Genomic DNA, 19,509 nt, shown 5'->3' on the forward strand with positions numbered 1-19,509 from the left:
CATTCATGTGTATATACTTCTACTCGTGTCCAAGATGCTCACCTCCCTCCCCGTAGGCGAACGCGTCGGGATCGCCTTCTCCGGCGGCCTCGACACCTCCGTGGCGGTCGCGTGGATGCGCGAGAAGGGTGCGGTTCCCTGCACCTACACCGCCGACATCGGCCAGTACGACGAGCCCGACATCGCCTCGGTGCCGGGCCGCGCGACGGCGTACGGCGCCGAGATCGCCCGGCTGGTCGACTGCCGGGAGGCCCTCGTGGAGGAGGGTCTGGCCGCGCTGGCCTGCGGGGCGTTCCACATCCGCTCCGGCGGCCGCACCTACTTCAACACGACGCCGCTCGGCCGCGCCGTCACCGGCACCCTGCTGGTGCGCGCGATGCTCGACGACGGCGTGCTGATCTGGGGCGACGGCTCCACGTTCAAGGGCAACGACATCGAGCGGTTCTACCGCTACGGCCTGCTGGCGAACCCGTCGCTGCGCATCTACAAGCCGTGGCTCGACGCCGACTTCGTCAGCGAGCTCGGCGGGCGCAAGGAGATGTCGGAGTGGCTGCTCGCCCGCGACCTGCCCTACCGTGCGAGCACGGAGAAGGCGTACTCCACCGACGCGAACATCTGGGGCGCCACCCACGAGGCCAAGAGGCTCGAGCACCTCGACGCCGGCATCGAGATCGTCGAGCCGATCATGGGCGTGCGGTTCTGGGACCCTGAGGTCGAGATCGCGGCCGAGGACGTCACGATCGGGTTCGAGCGGGGCCGGCCGGTGACGATCAACGGCAAGGAGTTCGCCTCGGCGGTCGATCTGGTGCTGGAGGCCAACGCGATCGGCGGCCGGCACGGGCTCGGCATGTCCGACCAGATCGAGAACCGCGTCATCGAGGCCAAGAGCCGGGGCATCTACGAGGCGCCGGGCATGGCGCTGCTGCACGCGGCCTACGAGCGGCTGGTCAACGCCATCCACAACGAGGACACCCTGGCCAGCTACCACATCGAGGGCAGGAAGCTGGGCCGGCTGCTCTACGAGGGCCGCTGGCTCGACCCGCAGGCGCTGATGCTGCGCGAGTCGCTGCAGCGCTGGGTCGGCATGGCGATCACGGGCGAGGTGACGCTGCGGCTGCGGCGCGGGGAAGACTACTCGGTGCTCGACACGACGGGCCCGGCGTTCAGCTACCACCCCGACAAGCTGTCGATGGAGCGCACCGAGGACGCCGCGTTCGGCCCGCTCGACCGCATCGGCCAGCTCACCATGCGCAACCTCGACATCGCCGACTCGCGCGCGAAGCTGGAGCAGTACGCCGGGCTCGGCATGGTGGGGCACCAGACGCTGCTGGGCACCACGCAGGTGGCCGCGACGGGGCTGATCGGCGCGATGCCGGAGGGCGGCGCCGAGGCGATCGCCTCCCGTGGCGAGGCCCCCGGCGAGGTGTCCGACGACGACGTGCTGCTCGACCAGGCGGCGATGGAGGCCGGCACTGACTGACGCACGCGCCCCTTCATCCTCTGCCGGGTGTGTCCCGCCCGGCAGAGGTGCCTTGCCACACCGATGCGGCGGCCAAACATATCCAAGACAACCGGTCTAGCGGGTTGTCATTGACTGGAATTGTTGGAACATATGGTTCGAGTCATCGAGTGAGGTCCAGAGATCGTCTACCGGCTTGCCGGTAGCGGCGAGGGAAAAGGGGCCATCATGCACCAGCGTGCCGTGCGGAACTTGGCCGGCCTCGAGACCACGCAGGCCAGAATAACGCGCATCTTCGACGCTGCGGCAGGTGGCAAGAACCATTTCCTCGCGGACAAGGACACGGTCCGCCATTTCGATCAGGCGGCCCCCGCCCTGACCACGGCGGCCCGCGCGGTGCTCGAATTCTTCTCCCGCATGATCGGCCATTTGTCGGCGGAAGGCGTCGACCAGTATCTGATCGTGGGCAGCGGCATCCCGAGCGGCCCGTCGGCCGGGCACGGCCTGCACGACGTGGCCCGCCAGGCGTGCGCCGCCGCTCCGCGCGTCCTGTACGTCGAGAACAACCCGATGGTGGTCACCATGGCGCAGGCCACCATCGAGCCCTTCACCGACCTCGTGCGCGTGGTGGAGGGCGACATCCGCGAGATCGACGAGGTGCTGCGCGACCACGTGGTGCGCACGTTCATCGACTGGGACCGGCCGGTGGCCGTGCTGCTGCTGTCGACCTACAGCCTCAACGACGACGAGTACGCCCACTACGTCATCAAGCGCCTGCGGCACACGGCGCCGGGCGGCAGCTTCCTCGGCCTGCTGCACACCACGTTCGACGGCGTCCCGCCGGAGCTGCTGCCGGCCATCCGCGACCTGCTCGCGATGACGCTGCCGCACCTGGCGATCCGCACGAAGGACGAGGTGGCGGCCCTGCTGGAGGGGCTCGACCTGGTGGCGCCCGGGCTGGTGTGGGTGCCGGAGTGGCGCCCTGACGACAACGGCCACGCCTGTCGCGAGGAGCCCAGCTCGTCGGGCAACTACGGCGCCGTCGCTCGCATCCCCTGAGGAAACTTCTCTGCCACGCATTCACAAAAGTGAAGGCGAGCGCTTATCGTAAGTGTGGGAGCGCTCCCAAAATGAAAGAACGTGATGCGTATGGCCCCCCACCTCGCCCCTCACGGCGGGTCCCTGACCGCCCCTCAGGCCCGCGCGGTGGAGTACCTGCTGCCCTCCGCTCCCGCCGGGGTCGCCGAGGCCCGCTCCCTCGTACGGGCGGAGCTGTCCCGCTGGGAGCTGGCCCATCTCTCCGACGACTGCCTGCTGATCGTCAGCGAGCTCGTCACCAACGTCGTACGGCACGGCGGCTCCGCCTACACGCTGCGGCTTGAGGAGCGCGGGGGCCGGTTGTACGGCGAGGTGTTCGACCCGGGCGAGGGCGTGCCGTTCCAGCGCTCCCCCGGCGTGGACGCCCTGTCGGGGCGCGGGTTGCAGATCGTCGCCGCGATCGCGGACGAGTGGGGCGTGACACCGGCCGACAACGGCAAGCTGGTCTGGTTCGCGATCACCGCCTGAAGACTCCGCCACCGAACGGGACTCGCGATCGCCGCCTGAGCACCCCGTGTCGCCGCCTGACCACCCCCGTCACCGGGCGGAGCCCAGCGCCGGCCGTTCCCGCAGGATCCTGATGAGCAGCCCGGTCAGCCGCTCCCGCTCCGCCTCGTCCAGCGGCGCGAACCACTCCCCCTCCCGCCGCGCCTGCTCGGCGAACGCCTCCCGCACGGCCTTCTCCCCCGCCCCGGTGAGCGCGATGACGACCGCGCGCCCGTCTCCCGGCACCGGCCGCCGCTCCACCAGCCCGCCGCGTTCCAGCGTGTTGACCGCGTTCGTGACGGCGGAGCGGGACATGGCCGACAGCTCGGCCAGCCGGACCGGCTGGGCGGGGCCGAGCAGCCACAGCTTGAACATCAGCCGGAAGCCCGGCAGCGTCCAGCCGCGCGGCCGGTGGATGCGTGTCTCCAGGTCCGTCACGAGCAGGTAGGCGAGCTGCAGCAGGTGGTAGGCCAGCGCGAACGCGTCGGGATCGGCGGGCGGCGGCATCGCGGCCAGCCGCTCCCGCGCGTACGCGGCGTACTCGAGGTCGGGCGGCCCGGCCTGGGAATCGGTCACCGGTCAAGTCTTGCGTAGCGGGACGCCCACCCGAGATATTGTTTCGGCCATAACAATCTCGGAGGAGGGCCAGTGCGCATCGTCATCGCCGGAGCCGGCATCGGCGGCCTGACCGCCGCACTCAGCCTGCACGCGGCGGGCTTCTCCGACGTGACCGTGCACGAGGCCGCCCGCGAGCTGAAGCCCCTCGGCGTCGGCATCAACCTGCTCCCCCACGCCGTCCGCGAGCTGACCGAGCTGGGCCTGGCCGACCGGCTGGCCGCGATCGGCGTCGCCACGGCCGAGCTGGCCTACTTCAACCGCTACGGCACCCCCATCTGGTCCGAGCCGCGCGGGCTCGGCGCGGGCTACGCCTGGCCGCAGTACTCCGTGCACCGGGGCCGCCTGCAGATGCTGCTGCTGGAGGCGGTGATCGAGCGGCTGGGGCCGGACAGCGTACGGACCGGCAGCCGGATCACCGGCCCCGGCGAGGAGGACCTGCTGATCGGCGCGGACGGCATCAACTCGGCCGTGCGCGCGCACCTGTACCCGGACGAGGGCCCGCCCCCGGGGAACGGCCTGGTGCTGTGGCGCGGCACCACGTACGGCGAGCCGTTCCTGACCGGCCGATCCATGATCATGGCGGGGGACGGCACGCAGAAGTTCGTCGCCTACCCCATCGAGACCGGCAAGCGCACCCTGATCAACTGGATCGCCGAGCGCCCGCTCGACGGCGAGCCGCCTGAGCGCGGCAACTGGAACCGCCCCTGCGACCTGGCCGAGGTCGGCCGGCACTTCGCCGACTGGCGCTTCGACTGGCTGGACGTGCCGGGCATCATCGCCGGCGCGGACACGGCCTACGAGTACCCGATGGTGGACCGCGACCCGCTGCCCCGCTGGACCGTCGGCAACGTCACGCTGCTCGGCGACGCGGCCCACGCCATGTACCCGATCGGCTCGAACGGCGCCTCCCAGGCCATCATCGACGCCCGGGTGCTGGCGTACGCGCTGGCCCACGACGACCTGCCCGCGTACGAGCGGCTGCGGCGGCCCGCCACGACGGCGCTGCAGCTCTCGAATCGGGAGATGGGCCCGGAGGTCGTGATGAAGCTGGCCCACGAGCGGGCGCCGGGCGGGTTCGACGACGTGGAGCAGGTCATCCCGCTGGCGGAGCGGGCCGAGATCGCCGCCTCCTACAAGCGCACGGCAGGCTTCGACCCGGCCTCGCTCAGCGCCCGCCCGTCCTGGAGCGTCACCCGATGAACCTCGAACCGCTCGCCTCCTTCCACGTCGAGCTCGACCCGATCCTCGACCTCGGCGACTCGCCGTGGGGCCGCCGCCGGGTGATCAACATCGTGGGCGGCTCGTTCGAGGGGCCCCGCCTGTCGGGCGTGGTGCTGCCCGGCGGCGCCGACTGGCAGGTGGTGCACGCCGACGGCGCGATCAGCGTGGACACCCGCTACACGCTGCGCACCCACGACGGCGCGCTGCTCTACATCTCGACCAGCGGCGTGCGGCACGGCCCGCCCGAGGTGCTCGACCGGCTCGCGCGGGGCGAGGAGGTGGACCCGTCGGAGTACTACTTCCGGCTGTTCTGCCGTTTCGAGACCGGCGACGGGCGTTATCTCTGGCTGAACCGTACGCTGGCGGTGGCCTCGGCGGCGCGCGCCGCCTCCGCCGTACGGTACGACGCCTACGCCCTCACCTGACCGGCGCCGGCCCCGCTCACGCCGACCCGACCCGACCGACGCCGGAGGCTCCGATGCCGAAGCTCGACCGCTCGCCGATGCGCGTCACCGCCGAGTACGACACGCCCATGCCGATGCGTGACGGCACCGTGCTGCGCGGCACCGTGCACCGCCGGGCGGAGGGCGGCCCGTTCCCGGCGTTGCTGGCGCGCAGCCCGTACGGCGAGGGCGCGTTCCGGATGATCCCGGTGACGGCGGCGCTGGAGGCGGGCTTCGCGGTGGTGCTGCAGCACTGCCGGGGGCGCGGGAGCAGCGACGGCGAGTTCCGCCCGTGGCGGGACGAGGGCGACGACGGGCACGACACAATCGCCTGGATCACCGGGCAGCCGTGGTCGAACGGCGAGGTGGTGATGACCGGCATGTCGTACCTGGCCGGTTGCGCCCTCCAGGCCGCCGCCACCCGCCCGCCGGGGCTCAAGGCGGTGTACGCGGCGATGACGCCGCACGACTTCCACGACGGTCTGAAGTACCACGGCGGGGCGCTGGCCCTGGGCTCGGCGCTCAACTGGGGCACGATGCAGGCGGCGCTCGGGCTGATGCACGCGGCGGAGGCGGGCGAGGACGTCGGGGCGGCGTTCGGCGCGCTGCTGCCGGCGATGACCGACCAGGCCACGGCGCTGCGCACGCTGCCGCTGGACACGATCGAGGGCATCCCGTGGTGGCGCGAGTGGATCTCGCATCCGGCGCGCGACGCGTTCTGGGAGGAGCTGGCCGAGACGTTGCGGCACGACCGCATCGAGGTGCCGGTGATGCACGTGGCCGGCTGGTTCGACCTGTTCCTCGCGGGCACGCTGGAGAACCACCGGCGGCTGGGCGGCCCGCTGGTCGTCGGGCCCTGGTCGCACCTGACGGCGGCCTCGTCCGGCACGGGGCGGCTCGACTTCGGGTTCGCCGCCTCGGCGCCGGCGGTGCAGCTCGAACAGCGGCAGCTCGCGTTCCTGATGGGCCGCGACACCGGCCCGGCCGTCAGGATCTTCGTGATGGGCGACGACGTGTGGCGGGACGAGGAGTCGTGGCCGCTCGCCCGCGCCGTGGACACGCCGTACTACCTGCACGCGGACGGCCTGCTCAGCCCCGAGCCGCCGGTCTCGGCCGAGCCGGCGACGTTCACGTTCGACCCGCGCGACCCGGTGCCCACCACCGGCGGCCCGACGCTGCTGGCCGACCCGACGAACGTGGGCCCGCAGGACCAGCGCGACGTGGAGCGCCGCCCCGACGTGCTCTGCTACACGTCGGAGGTGCTCGGCTCCGACGTGGAGGTGACCGGGCCGGTGTCGGTGACGCTGCACGCCGAGACCTCGGCCGCCGCCACCGACTGGACGGCCAAACTGGTGAACGTGTATCCGGACGGGCGGGCGATGAGCGTGATCGACGGCATCGTGCGCACCGGCACGCCGACGGGGACGTACACCATCGATCTGGTCGCCACCAGCCAGGTCTTCAAGGCCGGTCACCGGATCCGGGTGGAGATCTCCAGCTCGAACTTCCCGCGCTTCGACCGTAACCCGGGAACCGGCCGCCCGGCCGCGCTGGCGACCGAGGCTGACCTGGTCGTACAGAATCAGCGGGTTTTTCCGGACTCGTACATCACGCTGCCGGTGGTGCCGCGTTAAGCGGCCGTTCCCGTTCAGGCAATTTCCAGGTACGCCCGGTACTCTCCCTGGGCATGAAGTGGCAGCGCACAATCAACGGGGCGCTGGCGAGGTACACAGGATTCCAGTTCAACCGAGTAGGTAAAGCAGGGCAAGCGGCTACGACGACGGTCCAGGAAAAGGCTCCGGTCAAACGGCCGGAAACGCCTTTCCGGCTCCCGGCGGATCCGAAGACCGATCGCCTCGTGCAGGCGCCGGTGTTCATCATCTCGCCGGTCCGATCGGGCTCGACGCTGCTGCGGGCGATGCTCAACGCTCACCCGGACCTGCACGCTCCGCACGAGCTGCACGTACGCCGGTTGCGAGTGGAATTCGACACCTCGCTGGCGGAAAAGGCCATGGAGGCACTCGGCCACAACAAGGCCGACCTGGAGCACCTGCTGTGGGACCGCGTGCTCCACCGGGAGCTGGTCCGCAGCGGCAAGCGGTACATCGTCGAGAAGACGCCGGCCAACGCGTTCGCCTACGAGCGGCTGTCCACCTGCTGGCCGGACGCGCGGTTCGTGTTCCTGCTGCGCCACCCCGCCTCGATCGCCAGCTCCTGGTACGAGGCCAGCCCCGGCAAGCGCACCCCCGACGAGGCCGCCGCCGACGCGCTGCGATACATGAAGGCCGTGCAGCGCGCGCGCAAGGCCCTGCCCGGCCTGACCGTCCGCTACGAGGAGCTGACCGCGGAGCCCGAGCGCGTCGGCCGCGCCATCTGCGACTTCCTCGGCGTGCCCTGGGCGCCCGAGCTGCTCACCTACGGCACCCCCGACGTCGTGACGAAGGGCCTGGGTGACTGGAAGGACAAGATCCGCTCAGGAACGGTACAACGCGGCCGCGACCTGCCCCGCCCCGACCAGATCCCTGATGTGCTGAAGGACATGTGCAGGACCTGGGAGTACCTGACATGAGGATCCGCTACATGCTGCTGCACGCCTACGGCATGGGCGGCACCATCCGCACCGTGGTCAACCAGGCCAACGCGATGGCGGCGGCCGGCCACGACGTCGAGATCGTCAGCGTGGTCCGGCGCAGGACCGAGCCGCAGTTCGCGATCGACCCGCTGGTGCGCCTGTCGACGCTGGTGGACCAGCGCGCGGGCGTCACCGCAGACTCCCTGGCCCGCAAGGTGTGGCGGCGGGCCCGCGGCAAGATCGTCCCGTACGGCGAGTTCGCCGCCGAGTACTTCACCGAGCGCGTCGAGGCGGCCGTCATCGAGTACGTCTCCGGCCTGCGTGACGGCATCCTGGTCACCACCCGTCCCGCGCTCAACCTCATCGCCGCCCGCCGCGCCTCCTCCAGCGTGATCCGCGTCGCCCAGGAGCACATGAACCTCGCCTCCTACCATGAGCGGGTCCGCGAGCAGATCGCCCGCCACTACGGCCGCTTCGACGCGATCGCCGTGCTCACCGAGACCAGCCGCCGCGAGTACCGCAAGCTGCTGAAGGACACGCCGGTCGTGCGCATCCCCAACGCGGTGCACATGGACGAGCGCAAGCACTCCGACCAGAGCGAGCCGATCGTGATCGCCGTGGGCCGGTTGGTGCCGCAGAAGGGCTTCGACATGCTCATCCCGGCCTTCGCGGCCACCGCGGAGGAGCACCCGGAGTGGAAGCTGCGCATCTTCGGCACCGGCCCGTCGAAGGAGCGGCTGCAGAAGCGCATCGACGAGCTCGGCGCGGGCGACCGGATCCGGCTGATGGGCCGCAGCAACCGCATCCACGAGGAGCTGGCCAGGGCGTCGGTGTACGCGCTCAGCTCCCGCATCGAGGGCCTGCCGATGGCCATGATCGAGGCGATGGGCCACGCGCTGCCGATCGTCGCCTTCGACTGCCCGACCGGGCCCGCCGACGTGCTGACCCCCGGCAAGGACGGCCTGCTCGTGCCGCCCCGCAACGTGCCCGCCATGACGGAGGCGCTCGGCCGGGTGATGGGCGATCGCGAGCTGCGGCTGCGCCTGGGCGCCACCGCGGCCGAGACGGCCTACGGCTACACCCCGCACGTCGTGATGCCGATGTGGGAGAAGCTGTTCACGGCGCTGGCCGACCGCCGGCCGATCGACGCCGACCTGCTGAAGGCCACCCGCTAACGCCTTCGACGATCCCCGGACGCGTCCGGCACCGGCCGGTGCGCGTCCGACCCTTCCTTCTCAGGGGCGAGGACGATGTCGAAGCGCACCCGCGTCCACGGCCCCTCGATCCGCCGCCCGCCCGGCGCCGGGGTGCCGGGCTCCTGCCGGACGAAGTCCTTGACCAGCGACTCCTTGACGCCGAACACGCTGTCGCGCCCCAGGTACGCGCAGCCGCGGACGAAGATGTGCGTCACCAGCGTGCGCAGCCCCTCGGCGGAGACCAGGAAGTGCAGGTGCGAGGCGCGCATCGGCGAGCGCCCGGTGGCTCTCAGCAGGTCGCCGACCGGGCCGTCGGCCGGGATCGGGTACGGCGTCGGCGTGACCCCCCAGAAGGCGAAGCGGCCCTGGTCGTCGCTGTGCAGGCAGGCGCGGCCCGCCGTGCGGCCGTCGCCGTACTGGACGTCGTAGAAGCCGTCGGCGTCGGCCTCCCACACCTCGATCCTGGCGCCGGGCACCGGCGCGCCCGCCGTGTCGGTGACCACGCCCTCCACCCAGCACGGCTCGCCCGCCGCGCCGCCGGGCAGCTCGCCGCCGATCGGGATCTCCGGCGCGCCCTCGGTGAAGAACGGCCCGAGCACGGTCGCCTCGGTGGCGTCGCCGCGTGCCTCGTTGTTGACCGCGATCGTCTGCATCGACAGGCCCAGCACGTCGGACAGCAGGATGAACTCCTGCCGCCGGTCGTCGGTGATGTGCCCGCAGGCGGTGAGGAAGCCGATCGCCGCCTCCCACTCCTCCGTGGTCAGCCGGGTCTCGCGGACGAACGCGTGCAGGTGCCTGACCAGGGCCTGGACGAGCTGCTTGAGCCGGGGCGACGGCGTGCCCTCGAAGGCCGCCAGCACCTGCTCGACCAGGGCCTGCTCACGGGCGTCCTGCTCCTCGCTCATGCCCCACTATGACACGATCGCCCCGGCTCCCGGGAACATCGGCGGCTCCTGCTCGGGGGTGAGCGCGGTCGGCCCGAACAGCCAGTCCACGTAGGTGTAGTCGTGCACGTCGCGCCCGCGCAGCACGTCGTTGCGCCACAGCCGCTGGTCTCCGTCGTGGTGCCACAGGTTCCCCCAGGCGCGCGCGGTCGTCACCACGCGGCGGCAGTGCTCGGGACGGACGGCGTCGTACGCCGCCAGCACCGCGTCCCAGTCACCGTTACCGCCCGCGTGCTCCGACAGCACCCAGGCGTCCTCGATCGCCATCACCGCGCCCTGCGCCAGGTACTGCAGCGGCGGGTGCGCCGCGTCGCCGGTGAGGGCGATCCTGCCGGTGACCCAGCTCATGATCGGGTCCCGGTCGAACATCCGCCACCAGCGGTCCCGCCACATCAGCGGCAGCCCCGCCCGCACCTGCGCGCACGTGTGCTCGAAGGCCGCGTCCAGCTCGTCGGGCGTGCCCCACTCGGCTTCGCCGGCCAGCGCCTTGGGCGACTCGAACACCGCTACCTGGTTGAACATCTCCCCCTGGCGCAGCGGGTACTGCACGAAGTGGCAGCGGGGGCCGATGTAGACGACGACGTCCTTGGGGTGCACGTCGAGGCCGCTCACCTCGTGGAACGGCACGGCGCCGCGGTAGGCGACGTACGCGGAGCTGACCGGCTCGTCGTCGCTCAGCAGGCGGCGGGCCACCGAGTGCAGCCCGTCGGCCGCGATCACCACCCGGCCGAACTCCCGCCCGCCCTCATGCACCGCCACGGCACCGCCCGCGGCCTGCTCGTACCCGGTCACCGTGACGCTCGTGACCAGGTCCACGCCCGCCTCGCGGCAGGCGCGCAGCAGTGTGCCGTGCAGGTCGCTGCGGTGGATCACCACGTAAGGGAAGCCGTAGCGGCGCTCCACGTCGTGCAGGTCGAGCCGGGTCAGGACGCTGCCGTCGAGGGCGTCCTTCATGACGATGTGCTCGGGGAGCACGCCCAGCGAGACGATCTCGTCGAGCAGGCCCCAGTGGTCGAGGATGCGGGTGCAGTTGGGCGCGATCTGCAGGCCGGCGCCGACCTCGCCGAACTCCCTCGCCCGCTCCAGCACCCGCACCCGCAGGCCCTTGCGGCTGAGGGCGAGGGCGTTGGCCAGGCCGCCGATGCCGCCGCCCACCACCACTACGTCGACACTGGTCATCCGGGGTGTTCCTCTCGTCGGGGGGCTAGAGCCAGCGCGGCAGGGCGGGTGCGGGGCGGCCGCCCGGGCCGCTCGCCCGGCCGGACAGGTAGGCGGCCAGCTCGGCGAGGGTGCCGGTGACGGTCACGGGGCCGTCCCCGGTGCCGGAGACGTGCCACGTACCGTCGTGATCCGTCGCCTCGAGCAGGAGCGCGGGGCCGTCGGCGGCGCCGGAGCGCTTGGCGGCGATGTCGTCGACCAGGGCCGCGAGGAAGTCCGGCGGGAGGTCGGCGAAGCCGACGCCCGCGCCGAGATCGACGGCGTGCACCATGACCTCCCGCGCCCGCAGCCACGGGATCTCGGTCGCCGGGACGGTACGGCCCTGCGCGGTGCGCACCGGCCGGGCCCACTGCCGCTCGTCCAGCCCGGACAGCCGCTTCTCCAGCAGCCCGGCGGAGGTCGCGGCCCAGGACCGCAGCTCGGCCGGGGACCGCACCGCGCCCGTGCGGATGTCGGCGTCGCGCTGCTCGAACGAGGTGTACATGGGGCGCTCCTCGCCCGTGCTCGCCCAGTGCGCCAGATTGAGCAGCGCGTCGGCGTTCGCGGCGACGTGCGCCAGCAGGTGCCTGCCGGTCCAGCCGGTCAGCGCCGTCGGCCGGTCCAGCCGGTCGTCGGGCAGGCGGGCGAGCGCGTCGAAGAACGTGCCGGTGCCCTCGGCCATCCAGCGCAGGCTGTCGGCCAGGCTCCGCCGGGCCGCCATCAGGAGACCCCCTCAGCGGCGGCGGGCTTCTCCGCCACCGCCTTCGACTCCGCGCGGCCCAGGCCGGTGATCTCGGTGGCCAGGACGCTGCCGTCGGTGAGGTAGCGGGCGGGCTCGCGGGCGTGCCCCACCCCGCCGGGCGTGCCCGTCGCGATCACGTCGCCCGGGTTGAGTGTGACGATCGTGGAGACGTACCGGACCAGCGCGACGGGGTCGAAGACCAGGTCCGAGGTGTCGGCCCGCTGCACCACCTCGCCGTCCACGTACCCGGTCAGGGTGAGCGAGGGGCGGGTGCCACCGGGCAGCTCGTCCGGGGTGACCAGGTACGGGCCGAACGGCGTGCTGGCCTCCCACGTCTTGCCCTGCAACCACACCGGCGAGCGGTACTGCCAGTCGCGCATGGTGACGTCGTTGAGCACGGCGAACCCGGCGATGGCCGCCTCCGCCTCCGCCTCACCGGCCCGCCGCACCCGCCCGCCGATGACGACGGCCAGCTCGGCCTCCCAGTCCACCTGGCCGGACTCGGGCGGCAGCCGGATCTCGTCGTACGCGCCGATCAGCGCCTCGGCGTACTTGGCGAACAGCGTCGGATACCGGGGCAGCTCGCGGCCCATCTCCAGGATGTGCGTGCGGTAGTTCAGCCCGATGCAGACGATCTTGCCGGGGCGGGGCACGACCGGCGCGAACCCGGCGCTCTCGACCGCGTCGCCGTCCGCCCGCGCGGCACGCTCGGCCCAGCCCGGCCGGGCCAGCAGCTCGCCCACGTCGGCGGCGCCCAGATCCACGAGAGCGTCCCCGTCCACGCGCACCGCCCTGGTCCGGCCATCGGACGTGCGGATGGTGGCCAGCCTCATGCCTGGTCGTTCCCTTCCACGGTGACCCGGTCGAGGTGCAGCGCCTCGAAGACCGGCCCGTCGCTGAACCTGAACAGATCGAGCGCGCCCGAGTCGGAGTCGGACGCCGACGCCTCGGACCTGGCCGAGAACGGCTGCCACGACGGCACCACGAACAGGTCGCCGCGCGTCACCGACCACGACGAGTCGCCGACCGTGACGCGCCCGCTGCCGTCGAACACCTGGAACACCGACGAGCCCGCCTCGCGGCGCGGCGCGGTCTCTGCCCCGGCCCGGATCCGGTGCATCTCCGCCCGGATGGTGGGCAGCACGTCGCCGCCGGTGGTGGGGTTGGTGTAGCGGACGGCCGCGTGGCCCGGCTCGACCGTCCCCGCGTGCCCCTCCGCCTCCAGGTCGAGCTGGTCGGCCAGCGCGCGGTCCGTGTCGGCCCAGCGGTAGGCCAGCAGCGGGGTGCCCGGCCGCGGGCCGGGCGCGGAGACGGGGCGCAGGCCCGGATGCCCCCACAGCCGCTCCGAGCGGGAGCGGTCCGGGGTGGTGCGCTCGGCGTCGGAGATCCGGTCCCGGCCGAACTCGAAGAACTGGGCGTCCACGGCGTACTGGAACGGGATGTCCAGGCCGTCGATCCAGGCCATCGGCTCGGCCGCGCCGTTGTGGTGGGCGTGCCAGTTCCAGCCCACCTGGGGCAGGAAGTCGCCGCGCCGCATCGGCACCGGGTCGCGCCCGACGACCGTCCACACGCCCTCGCCCTCGACGACGAACCGGAACGCGTGCTGCGTGTGCCGGTGCTCCGGCGCGTCCTCACCCGGCATCAGGTACTGGATCGCCGCCCACAGCGTCGGCGTGGCGAACGGCCGGCCGCCCAGCCCCGGGTTCGCCAGCGCGATCGCCCGCCGCTCCCCGCCGCGGCCGACCGGCACCAGGTGCCCGGCCCGCTCCGCCAGGGCCAGCAGGCTCCGCCAGCGCCACAGGTGCGGGACCGCCTTCGAGCGCGGGTGCGGCGGCATCAGGTCGCCGATCTCCGTCCAGAGCGGGATCAGCAGCTCCCGCTCGAAGCCGCGGTACAGCTCTTCCAGCGCGGGCGACGGCGGCGGCTGGTCCGGGGCGTCGACCACGGCGAGGCGCACCGGATGGTTCGCGGTGTGGGTCATCTCGGCTCCTTCGGGCGTGCGGCTCGATGCCGTCGGTGCCAGCTTGTAGCCTGGGCGCGCCAGAAGAACAGGACATTCTGCTCTGAAGAATCCGCCGAACCTGCTGTGAAGAATCCGCCGGACCCGCTGTGAAGAATCCGCCGAACTACGCCATCCGCAGCGTCGACCACGCGCTGCAGCTCGCCGTCATGCTGCAGGTGGAAGGGCCGCTCGGCGTCGGCGAGGCCGCCGAACGGCTCGGCGTCGTGCCCTCCACGGCGCACCGGCTGCTCGCCATGCTGGTGTACCGCGACTTCGCCGTGCAGCTCGAAGACCGCCGGTACGCGGCCGGGCCCGTGCTCTCGCTCGGCGCCAGCTCCCTGTCCCACACCTCGCGCCTGCGCGCGATCGCCATGCCGCACCTGGCGGCGCTGGTCGAGCGGGTACGCGAGAGCGCGAACCTCGTCATCCTGGCCGGCGACCACGTCCGGTTCATCGGCACCGTGGAGTGCGCCCAGGCGCTGCGGGTCGGCAACCGCGAAGGCATGGTCTTCCCCGCCCACCTGGCGTCCGGCGGCAAGGTCATGCTCGCCGACCTGCCGCCCGAGCGGCTCGACCTCCTCTACAGCGCGGAGAAGTGGGCCGACCGGCCCGAGCAGCGGCCCAACCTGGCGGCGCTGCGCCGCGAGCTGCGCACGACGCGGGAGCGCGGGTTCGCCATCAACGCGGGCCGCACCGAAGCGGGCGTCACCGCCGTCGGCCGGGCTGTGCGCGGCGCCGACGGCACGGCCCAGGCGGCCGTGTCGGTGTCGATGCCCACCACGCGCTTCTCGCGGGACCTGCTGCCCGGCCTGGTCGGCGCGCTGGCCGCGACCGCGCGCGACATCGAGGCGGAGCTGCGCGGCGCCGCCATGTGAGCCCTCCTGTCTTGGGCGGCCGGCTCCATCAGCACATGGTCCAGGTCGCCGACTTGCTCCTGCGCTGCGGGGAGGTGAGCTGGAAGACCACGGTGTGGGACGTGCCCAGCTCCGGCCTGACCTCCTTCTTCGAGCCGAAGTAGTCGCTCTTGCCGTAGGACGGGATCCTCCTGGAGCCGCTCTCCAGCACCTGGCCGTCCACGATCCACTGGTAGGAGAACGGGGCGCCCGCCTGGCTCGCGTCCAGGCCGATGCCGAAGCCGATCGAGCCGGTGTAGCAGGTCACGCCCTCAGGGTTGATCTTCGACGCGCCGGCGACCCGCACGTACGCGAGGCTGAACGAGGCCGCCGCCGGCCGCGTCTTCCTCGCACTGGCGGACGGCGACGGCCGGCTGGCCGCCGTCCGCGTCCGGGACGGGGTGGGGCGCGGCCGCGTGGTCGTGACGGTGGGCGACGGGGTGCTCTTGGGGGTCCTTCTGGGCGTGCTTTTTGGGGTGCTTCGGGGAGTGCTTTCGGGGGTGCTTCGGGGAGTGGACGGCGTGGTGCGGGCGCGGTGCTTGCTTCTCGTGGCGGACGGGGTCGGCTCGCCGGAGCCGGCCGCCAGCACCGGCGTCACGGGGGTGTCGCCGGACCGGACGTTCCACACGACGACCCCGGCCACCAGGCACGCGACCAGCCCACCCGAAACCCCGGCGACCAACGGCAACCGCCGCCGCCCCCGGCCCACCGGCGGGGCGGGCGCCGCATGGTGAGCGGGCGGGGCATGGTGAGCGGGCGCGGCATGGTGAGCGGGCGCCGCATGGTGAGCGGGCGCGGCGTGCGCGGCGGGGCCGTCGCCGAGGAGGTGCAACAGGACGTCCTGCATGCTCGGCCGGGCCGCCGGGTCCTTGGCCAGGCAGGCGGAGACGATCGGGCGCAGCGGCGCCGGCAGGTCGCCGAGGAACGGCTCCTGGTTCAGGATGCGGTTGATGACCGCGGGCAGCGAGTCGTCACCGAACGGCGGCGTGCCCGTACCGGCGAACACGATGACCGAGGCCCAGGCGAACACGTCCGCCGCCGGCCCGACGGGCGCGCCGGCGAGCTGCTCGGGCGCCAGGTACGCGGGCGTGCCGACGACGCCGCTGGCCGCGGTGAGCGCGGTGCCGGCGGCGCGGGCGAGGCCGAAGTCGATGACGCGCGGCCCGTCGCGCCCGAGCAGCACGTTGGCGGGCTTGAAGTCGCGGTGCACGATGCCCGCCCGGTGGATGGCGGCCAGCGCGGTGGCGGTGCTGACGGCCAGCCGCTGCAGGTCGGCGCCGTGGTGGCGGCCCGCCTGCTGGAGCGAGGGCCCTTCGACGTACTCGCTGACGATGTACGGCCGCCCGCCCGCGCCGGCGTCGAGCACCTGCGCGACGCAGAACGGCTGCACCCGCCGGGCCGCGTCGACCTCCCGGGCGAACCGGCCGTCGTCACCGCGCGCGGCCTCCCGCAGCACCTTGACGGCCACCGGCCGCCCGTCCGGCGCCCAGCCCAGGTAGACGACGCTCCGGCCGCCCTCGCCGAGCCGCCCGGTGATCCGGTACGCGGCGATGGCCTCGGGGTCGCCCGGGCGCAGCGGTTCGGCGTGGGGCATGGGCGGCGGTACTCCTGTGACGGCCGGGACGGACCCCATGCACCTTAGCGAGATAAATCCCGACTTGTAGGTCGTTCCCCAGGGATGAGGCCAGCGGGCCCCCTCGCGGGCCGACGCGCCGCAGCCTCGCCCTCGCGGGCCGACGCGCCGCGGCCCCGCCCCTCGCGGGCTGAGGTTAGTGCGCCGCGACCGCCTGCTTCTTGCGGGCCCGGTAGGCCGCCGCCTTGACCTTGTTGCCGCACGACTCCATGCCGCACCACTCCCGCCGCCCGCCCCGCGACCGGTCGATGAAGACCTTGGTGCACTCGGGGTTGGCGCACTCCTTCATCAGCGGCACGTCCGGCCCGCTGAGCAGCTCGATGGCGTGCCGCGCCACCGTGGACAGCGCCTGCTCGGGGGTCGCCTCCGTCCACCGGCCCGTGGCGGTGAGCCTGGGGGTCGCGGGTGGCGTGCGGGCCGCCTCGTTCACCAGCGCGAGCGCCTGCTCGTCGTAGCCCTCGCCGGCGAGGCGGGCGGTGACCAGCGCGTAGATGGCCTCCCGCACCCGCACGGCCCGCGCGAGATCGTCCCCGGAGCAGGAGGGCGCCTCGTTGACCAGGCCGCACTCCACGTACCAGGAGTCGAGCGCGGCGGGGGCGTCCAGCGTCTCGAAGCGGTCGGTGCGGCGGGCGCGCATCGTGCAGGCGAAGTCGAGTGCGGGGTTGCCACACAGGAAGACATGTTTCACATCACCAGTTTGACAGGTGACGCCCCGATCGGGCAATCGCCGGGCGGAAGGGCGGTGAAGACGAAATGAAACAGCTCCGGGTTTGACTGGAGTTCGTACCGATCACCCCACCTCTCCGGGAATCTCATGAAAAGAGCCCTTCTGCCCCTCCTCCTGACCCTGCTCGCCGCGACGTCCTTGATCCCCGCGACCGCCGCCCAGGCCCGTTCCGCACCCGAGCGGCCCGCCGTCATCTTCGACACCGACATGGACTTCGACGACGCCGCCACCCTGGCCTACCTCGCCCAGGAGCACCACGCCGGCCGCATCGACCTGCGCGCCATCACCGTCACGAACAGCGGCGCCGGCTTACCCGGCCGGGCCATCCGGCACGCCAGGTGCCTGGCCGAGCGGCTCGGCCTGCGCGGCGTCCGCATCGCCGACGGCTCGGGCACCGGGCCCCATTCCTTCCCCGCCGACCTGCGCCGGCTCTTCGACCGGGTGCTCACGGCGGCCACCCCCGGCTGTGCGGGGGACGAGAGCCCGTCGGCCGTCCGTGCCCCCGAGCTGATCAGGAAGCTGCTGCGGGACGACCCCGCGACCCAGATCATCGCCACCGGCCCGCTCACCAACCCGGCTGCCGCCCTGCCGTACTCGGCGGCACGGCTGACCACGATGGGCGGCGCCCTCCACGTGCCGGGGAACCTGTGCTGCGGCACGCCGCCGGAGTTCGACGGGACGCAGGAGTTCAACTACTGGCTCGACCCCGCCGCCGCCCGCGCCGTGCTCACCGGCAGCCGGGGAACCGTCCGCATGGTGTCCCTGGACGCCGCCAACGAGGTGCCGATCACGGACCCGTTCCTGGACCGGCTCGCCGCCGACCACGGCACCCCGGCCGCCGCCACCGTCCTGGAGATCGTCACGCATCCCGAGGTGCGGCCCCTGATCGCGCAGAACCTCCTCTACTGGTGGGACCCGCTCGCCGCCATGAGCGCCGTCCGCCCCGGGTACGTGGAGTTCACGTACGGACGCGTGGACGTCGCGCTCAGCGGCCCGTCGGCCGGCCGCACGTTCCTGTCCCCGGCAGGAGGCCGGCTCCGCTACGGCACGGCCGCCGACCGGGCCGCGTTCGAGCAACGCTTCCTCGACACCCTGAACGGCCGCCCCTAGGAACGCCGGCGGTCGGTGGCCTGGATGAGCAGGCTGCGGATGCCGGGCTCCGAGCCGCCGTGACCGGCGTCCTCCACGATGTGCAGCTCCGCCTCCGGCCAGGCCTGGTGCAGGGCCCACGCCTGGCCGGGCGGCGTCTTGATGTCGTAGCGGCCGTTGACGATGACGGCCGGGAGGTGGCGGATGCGGTCGATGCCGGCCAGCAGGCCCTCGTCCGGGAGGAAGGCCCCGTTCGCGATGTAGTGGTGCGTGATGCGGGCGAAGCCCAGCAGCACGGCGTCGTCGAGGTCGGGCGGGGCGACCGGCAGGAGCGTGTTCGCCGACAGCTCCCAGCCCATCCAGGCGCGCGCGGCGGGCAGGTGCACGGCGGGGTCGGGGTCGGCGATGCGGCGGCCGTAGGCGGCGATCAGGTCGTGCCGCTCCTCGGCGGGGATCGGGGCGACGAAGGCCGCCCACTCGGCCGGGAACAGGTGCGCCGCCCCCGACGGCGTGAACGACCACGCCTCGTCACCGGGCCGGACGAGCCACACGCCGCGCAGCACCAGCTCGGTCACGCGGCCCGGATGCGCCTGCGCGTACGCGAGCCCCAGGGTCGTCCCCCAGCTTCCGCCGAACACCAGCCAGCGCTCGACGCCCAGGTGCTCGCGCAGCCGCTCGATGTCGGCGACCAGGTGCGGCGTGGTGTTGTGGCGCAGCGAGACGGCCGGGTCGCCGGCGTGGGGGCGGCTGCGGCCGCAGTTGCGCTGGTCGAACAGCACGATCCGGTACGCGTCCGGGTCGAAGAAGCGCCGATGGTCGGGCAGCAGGCCGCCGCCGGGGCCGCCGTGCAGGAACAGCGCGGGCTTGCCGGCGGGGTTGCCGCAGGTCTCCCAGTAGATCTCGTTGCCGTCGCCGACGGCGAGCAGGCCGGAGTCGTACGGCTCCGTCTTCGGGTACCAGTCGATCACGCTACCCGAAGATAGATCACCGTCCCGGACGCCGGTGGCCGGCTCTCGTTGCCGAGGTCGGCGCACCCGCGCCCAGGATCGCCGGATCGGGCCCCGCGGCGACCGACCCGGAGTCGCCCACGTACGTGTGCCGCGCCCAGCCGATCGCCCAGCCGATCGCCCAGCCGATCGCTGGGCCGTCACCGGTGGTGGAGCGCGCCGGCATCGCCCCGTGTCGCGAG

General features: G+C 72.8%; 19 protein-coding genes. 10 read left to right on the top strand and 9 right to left on the bottom strand.

Features of this window, described 5'->3' with window-relative positions; translation table 11 throughout:
- The first annotated feature begins 25 nt into the window (after positions 1-25).
- The 3 genes from argG to KIS93_RS16490 all read left to right on the top strand — a co-directional run bounded on the left by argG (position 26) and on the right by KIS93_RS16490 (position 3,025).
- Positions 26-1,480, top strand: a complete 1,455-nt coding sequence (gene argG, locus KIS93_RS16480; RefSeq protein WP_080036753.1) for an argininosuccinate synthase — start codon at positions 26-28, stop codon at positions 1,478-1,480.
- Positions 1,481-1,687: 207 nt separating this feature from the next.
- On the top strand, positions 1,688-2,518 hold the full coding sequence (locus KIS93_RS16485; RefSeq protein WP_080036752.1) for an SAM-dependent methyltransferase: 831 nt from the start codon (positions 1,688-1,690) through the stop codon (positions 2,516-2,518).
- Positions 2,519-2,602: 84 nt separating this feature from the next.
- On the top strand, positions 2,603-3,025 hold the full coding sequence (locus KIS93_RS16490) for an ATP-binding protein (protein WP_186404272.1): 423 nt from the start codon (positions 2,603-2,605) through the stop codon (positions 3,023-3,025).
- Positions 3,026-3,094: 69 nt separating this feature from the next.
- Here KIS93_RS16490 and KIS93_RS16495 read toward each other — a convergent pair whose 3' ends face one another.
- Positions 3,095-3,619 (bottom strand): MarR family winged helix-turn-helix transcriptional regulator, encoded by a 525-nt coding sequence (locus KIS93_RS16495; protein ID WP_230465974.1) that lies wholly within the window; start codon positions 3,617-3,619, stop codon positions 3,095-3,097.
- Positions 3,620-3,691: 72 nt separating this feature from the next.
- On the opposite strand from KIS93_RS16495, the gene KIS93_RS16500 reads away from it, so the two are divergent.
- From KIS93_RS16500 to KIS93_RS16520, 5 genes are all read left to right on the top strand, one after another.
- The gene (locus KIS93_RS16500; protein WP_080036751.1) at positions 3,692-4,861 is read left to right on the top strand and encodes a flavin-dependent oxidoreductase; all 1,170 of its coding nucleotides are present in this window, start codon (positions 3,692-3,694) and stop codon (positions 4,859-4,861) included.
- Complete coding sequence (locus tag KIS93_RS16505; RefSeq protein WP_186404273.1) at positions 4,858-5,307, top strand: DUF3237 domain-containing protein; 450 nt, start codon at positions 4,858-4,860, stop codon at positions 5,305-5,307. Before KIS93_RS16500 ends, KIS93_RS16505 begins: the two co-directional genes overlap by 4 nt.
- Positions 5,308-5,360: 53 nt before the next feature.
- Positions 5,361-6,959, top strand: coding sequence for a CocE/NonD family hydrolase (locus KIS93_RS16510; protein WP_080036749.1), 1,599 nt, complete (start codon positions 5,361-5,363; stop codon positions 6,957-6,959).
- A gap of 236 nt (positions 6,960-7,195) precedes the next feature.
- A complete protein-coding gene (locus tag KIS93_RS16515) occupies positions 7,196-7,894 on the top strand; it encodes a sulfotransferase family protein (RefSeq protein WP_230465973.1) in 699 nt (232 codons plus the stop codon).
- The gene (locus tag KIS93_RS16520; RefSeq protein WP_080036747.1) at positions 7,891-9,072 is read left to right on the top strand and encodes a glycosyltransferase family 4 protein; all 1,182 of its coding nucleotides are present in this window, start codon (positions 7,891-7,893) and stop codon (positions 9,070-9,072) included. The genes KIS93_RS16515 and KIS93_RS16520 overlap by 4 nt, the downstream gene beginning before the upstream one ends.
- Here KIS93_RS16520 and KIS93_RS16525 read toward each other — a convergent pair.
- From KIS93_RS16525 to KIS93_RS16545, 5 genes are read right to left on the bottom strand one after another with little or no spacing between them, the layout of a single operon-like run.
- Positions 9,069-9,998, bottom strand: a complete 930-nt coding sequence (locus KIS93_RS16525) for an intradiol ring-cleavage dioxygenase (protein ID WP_080036746.1) — start codon at positions 9,996-9,998, stop codon at positions 9,069-9,071. The genes KIS93_RS16520 and KIS93_RS16525 overlap by 4 nt on opposite strands.
- A 6-nt stretch (positions 9,999-10,004) precedes the next feature.
- Positions 10,005-11,216 carry an FAD-dependent oxidoreductase gene (locus tag KIS93_RS16530; protein WP_080036745.1) on the bottom strand — a complete coding sequence of 404 codons (1,212 nt, stop codon included), beginning with the start codon at positions 11,214-11,216 and terminating at the stop codon, positions 10,005-10,007.
- Between the two features lie 25 nt (positions 11,217-11,241).
- The gene (locus tag KIS93_RS16535; protein ID WP_080036744.1) at positions 11,242-11,955 is read right to left on the bottom strand and encodes a maleylpyruvate isomerase family mycothiol-dependent enzyme; all 714 of its coding nucleotides are present in this window, start codon (positions 11,953-11,955) and stop codon (positions 11,242-11,244) included.
- Complete coding sequence (locus tag KIS93_RS16540; protein ID WP_080036743.1) at positions 11,955-12,809, bottom strand: fumarylacetoacetate hydrolase family protein; 855 nt, start codon at positions 12,807-12,809, stop codon at positions 11,955-11,957. The genes KIS93_RS16535 and KIS93_RS16540 overlap by 1 nt, the downstream gene beginning before the upstream one ends.
- A complete protein-coding gene (locus tag KIS93_RS16545; protein WP_080036742.1) occupies positions 12,806-13,957 on the bottom strand; it encodes a cupin domain-containing protein in 1,152 nt (383 codons plus the stop codon). Before KIS93_RS16545 ends, KIS93_RS16540 begins: the two co-directional genes overlap by 4 nt.
- Before the next feature lie 128 nt (positions 13,958-14,085).
- On the opposite strand from KIS93_RS16545, the gene KIS93_RS16550 reads away from it, so the two are divergent.
- A complete protein-coding gene (locus KIS93_RS16550) occupies positions 14,086-14,853 on the top strand; it encodes an IclR family transcriptional regulator (RefSeq protein ID WP_080036741.1) in 768 nt (255 codons plus the stop codon).
- Positions 14,854-14,881: 28 nt separating this feature from the next.
- Here KIS93_RS16550 and KIS93_RS67500 read toward each other — a convergent pair whose 3' ends face one another.
- Positions 14,882-16,465 carry a serine/threonine protein kinase gene (locus tag KIS93_RS67500; RefSeq protein ID WP_186404274.1) on the bottom strand — a complete coding sequence of 528 codons (1,584 nt, stop codon included), beginning with the start codon at positions 16,463-16,465 and terminating at the stop codon, positions 14,882-14,884.
- Between the two features lie 175 nt (positions 16,466-16,640).
- Positions 16,641-17,192: a CGNR zinc finger domain-containing protein gene (locus tag KIS93_RS16560; protein WP_222107490.1), complete on the bottom strand. Its 552-nt coding sequence runs from the start codon at positions 17,190-17,192 to the stop codon at positions 16,641-16,643.
- Positions 17,193-17,318: 126 nt separating this feature from the next.
- Here KIS93_RS16560 and KIS93_RS16565 point away from each other — a divergent pair, with 126 nt between their 5' ends.
- The gene (locus KIS93_RS16565; protein WP_080036739.1) at positions 17,319-18,341 is read left to right on the top strand and encodes a nucleoside hydrolase; all 1,023 of its coding nucleotides are present in this window, start codon (positions 17,319-17,321) and stop codon (positions 18,339-18,341) included.
- On the opposite strand, the gene pip is transcribed toward KIS93_RS16565, so the two are convergent.
- The gene (gene pip / locus KIS93_RS16570) at positions 18,338-19,288 is read right to left on the bottom strand and encodes a prolyl aminopeptidase (RefSeq protein ID WP_080036738.1); all 951 of its coding nucleotides are present in this window, start codon (positions 19,286-19,288) and stop codon (positions 18,338-18,340) included. The two genes, KIS93_RS16565 and pip, sit on opposite strands and share 4 nt — an antisense overlap.
- Between the last annotated feature and the right edge of the window lie 221 nt (positions 19,289-19,509).

The organism is [Actinomadura] parvosata subsp. kistnae (genome assembly GCF_900323885.1).
Taxonomy (GTDB): Bacteria; Actinomycetota; Actinomycetes; order Streptosporangiales; family Streptosporangiaceae; genus Nonomuraea; species Nonomuraea composti.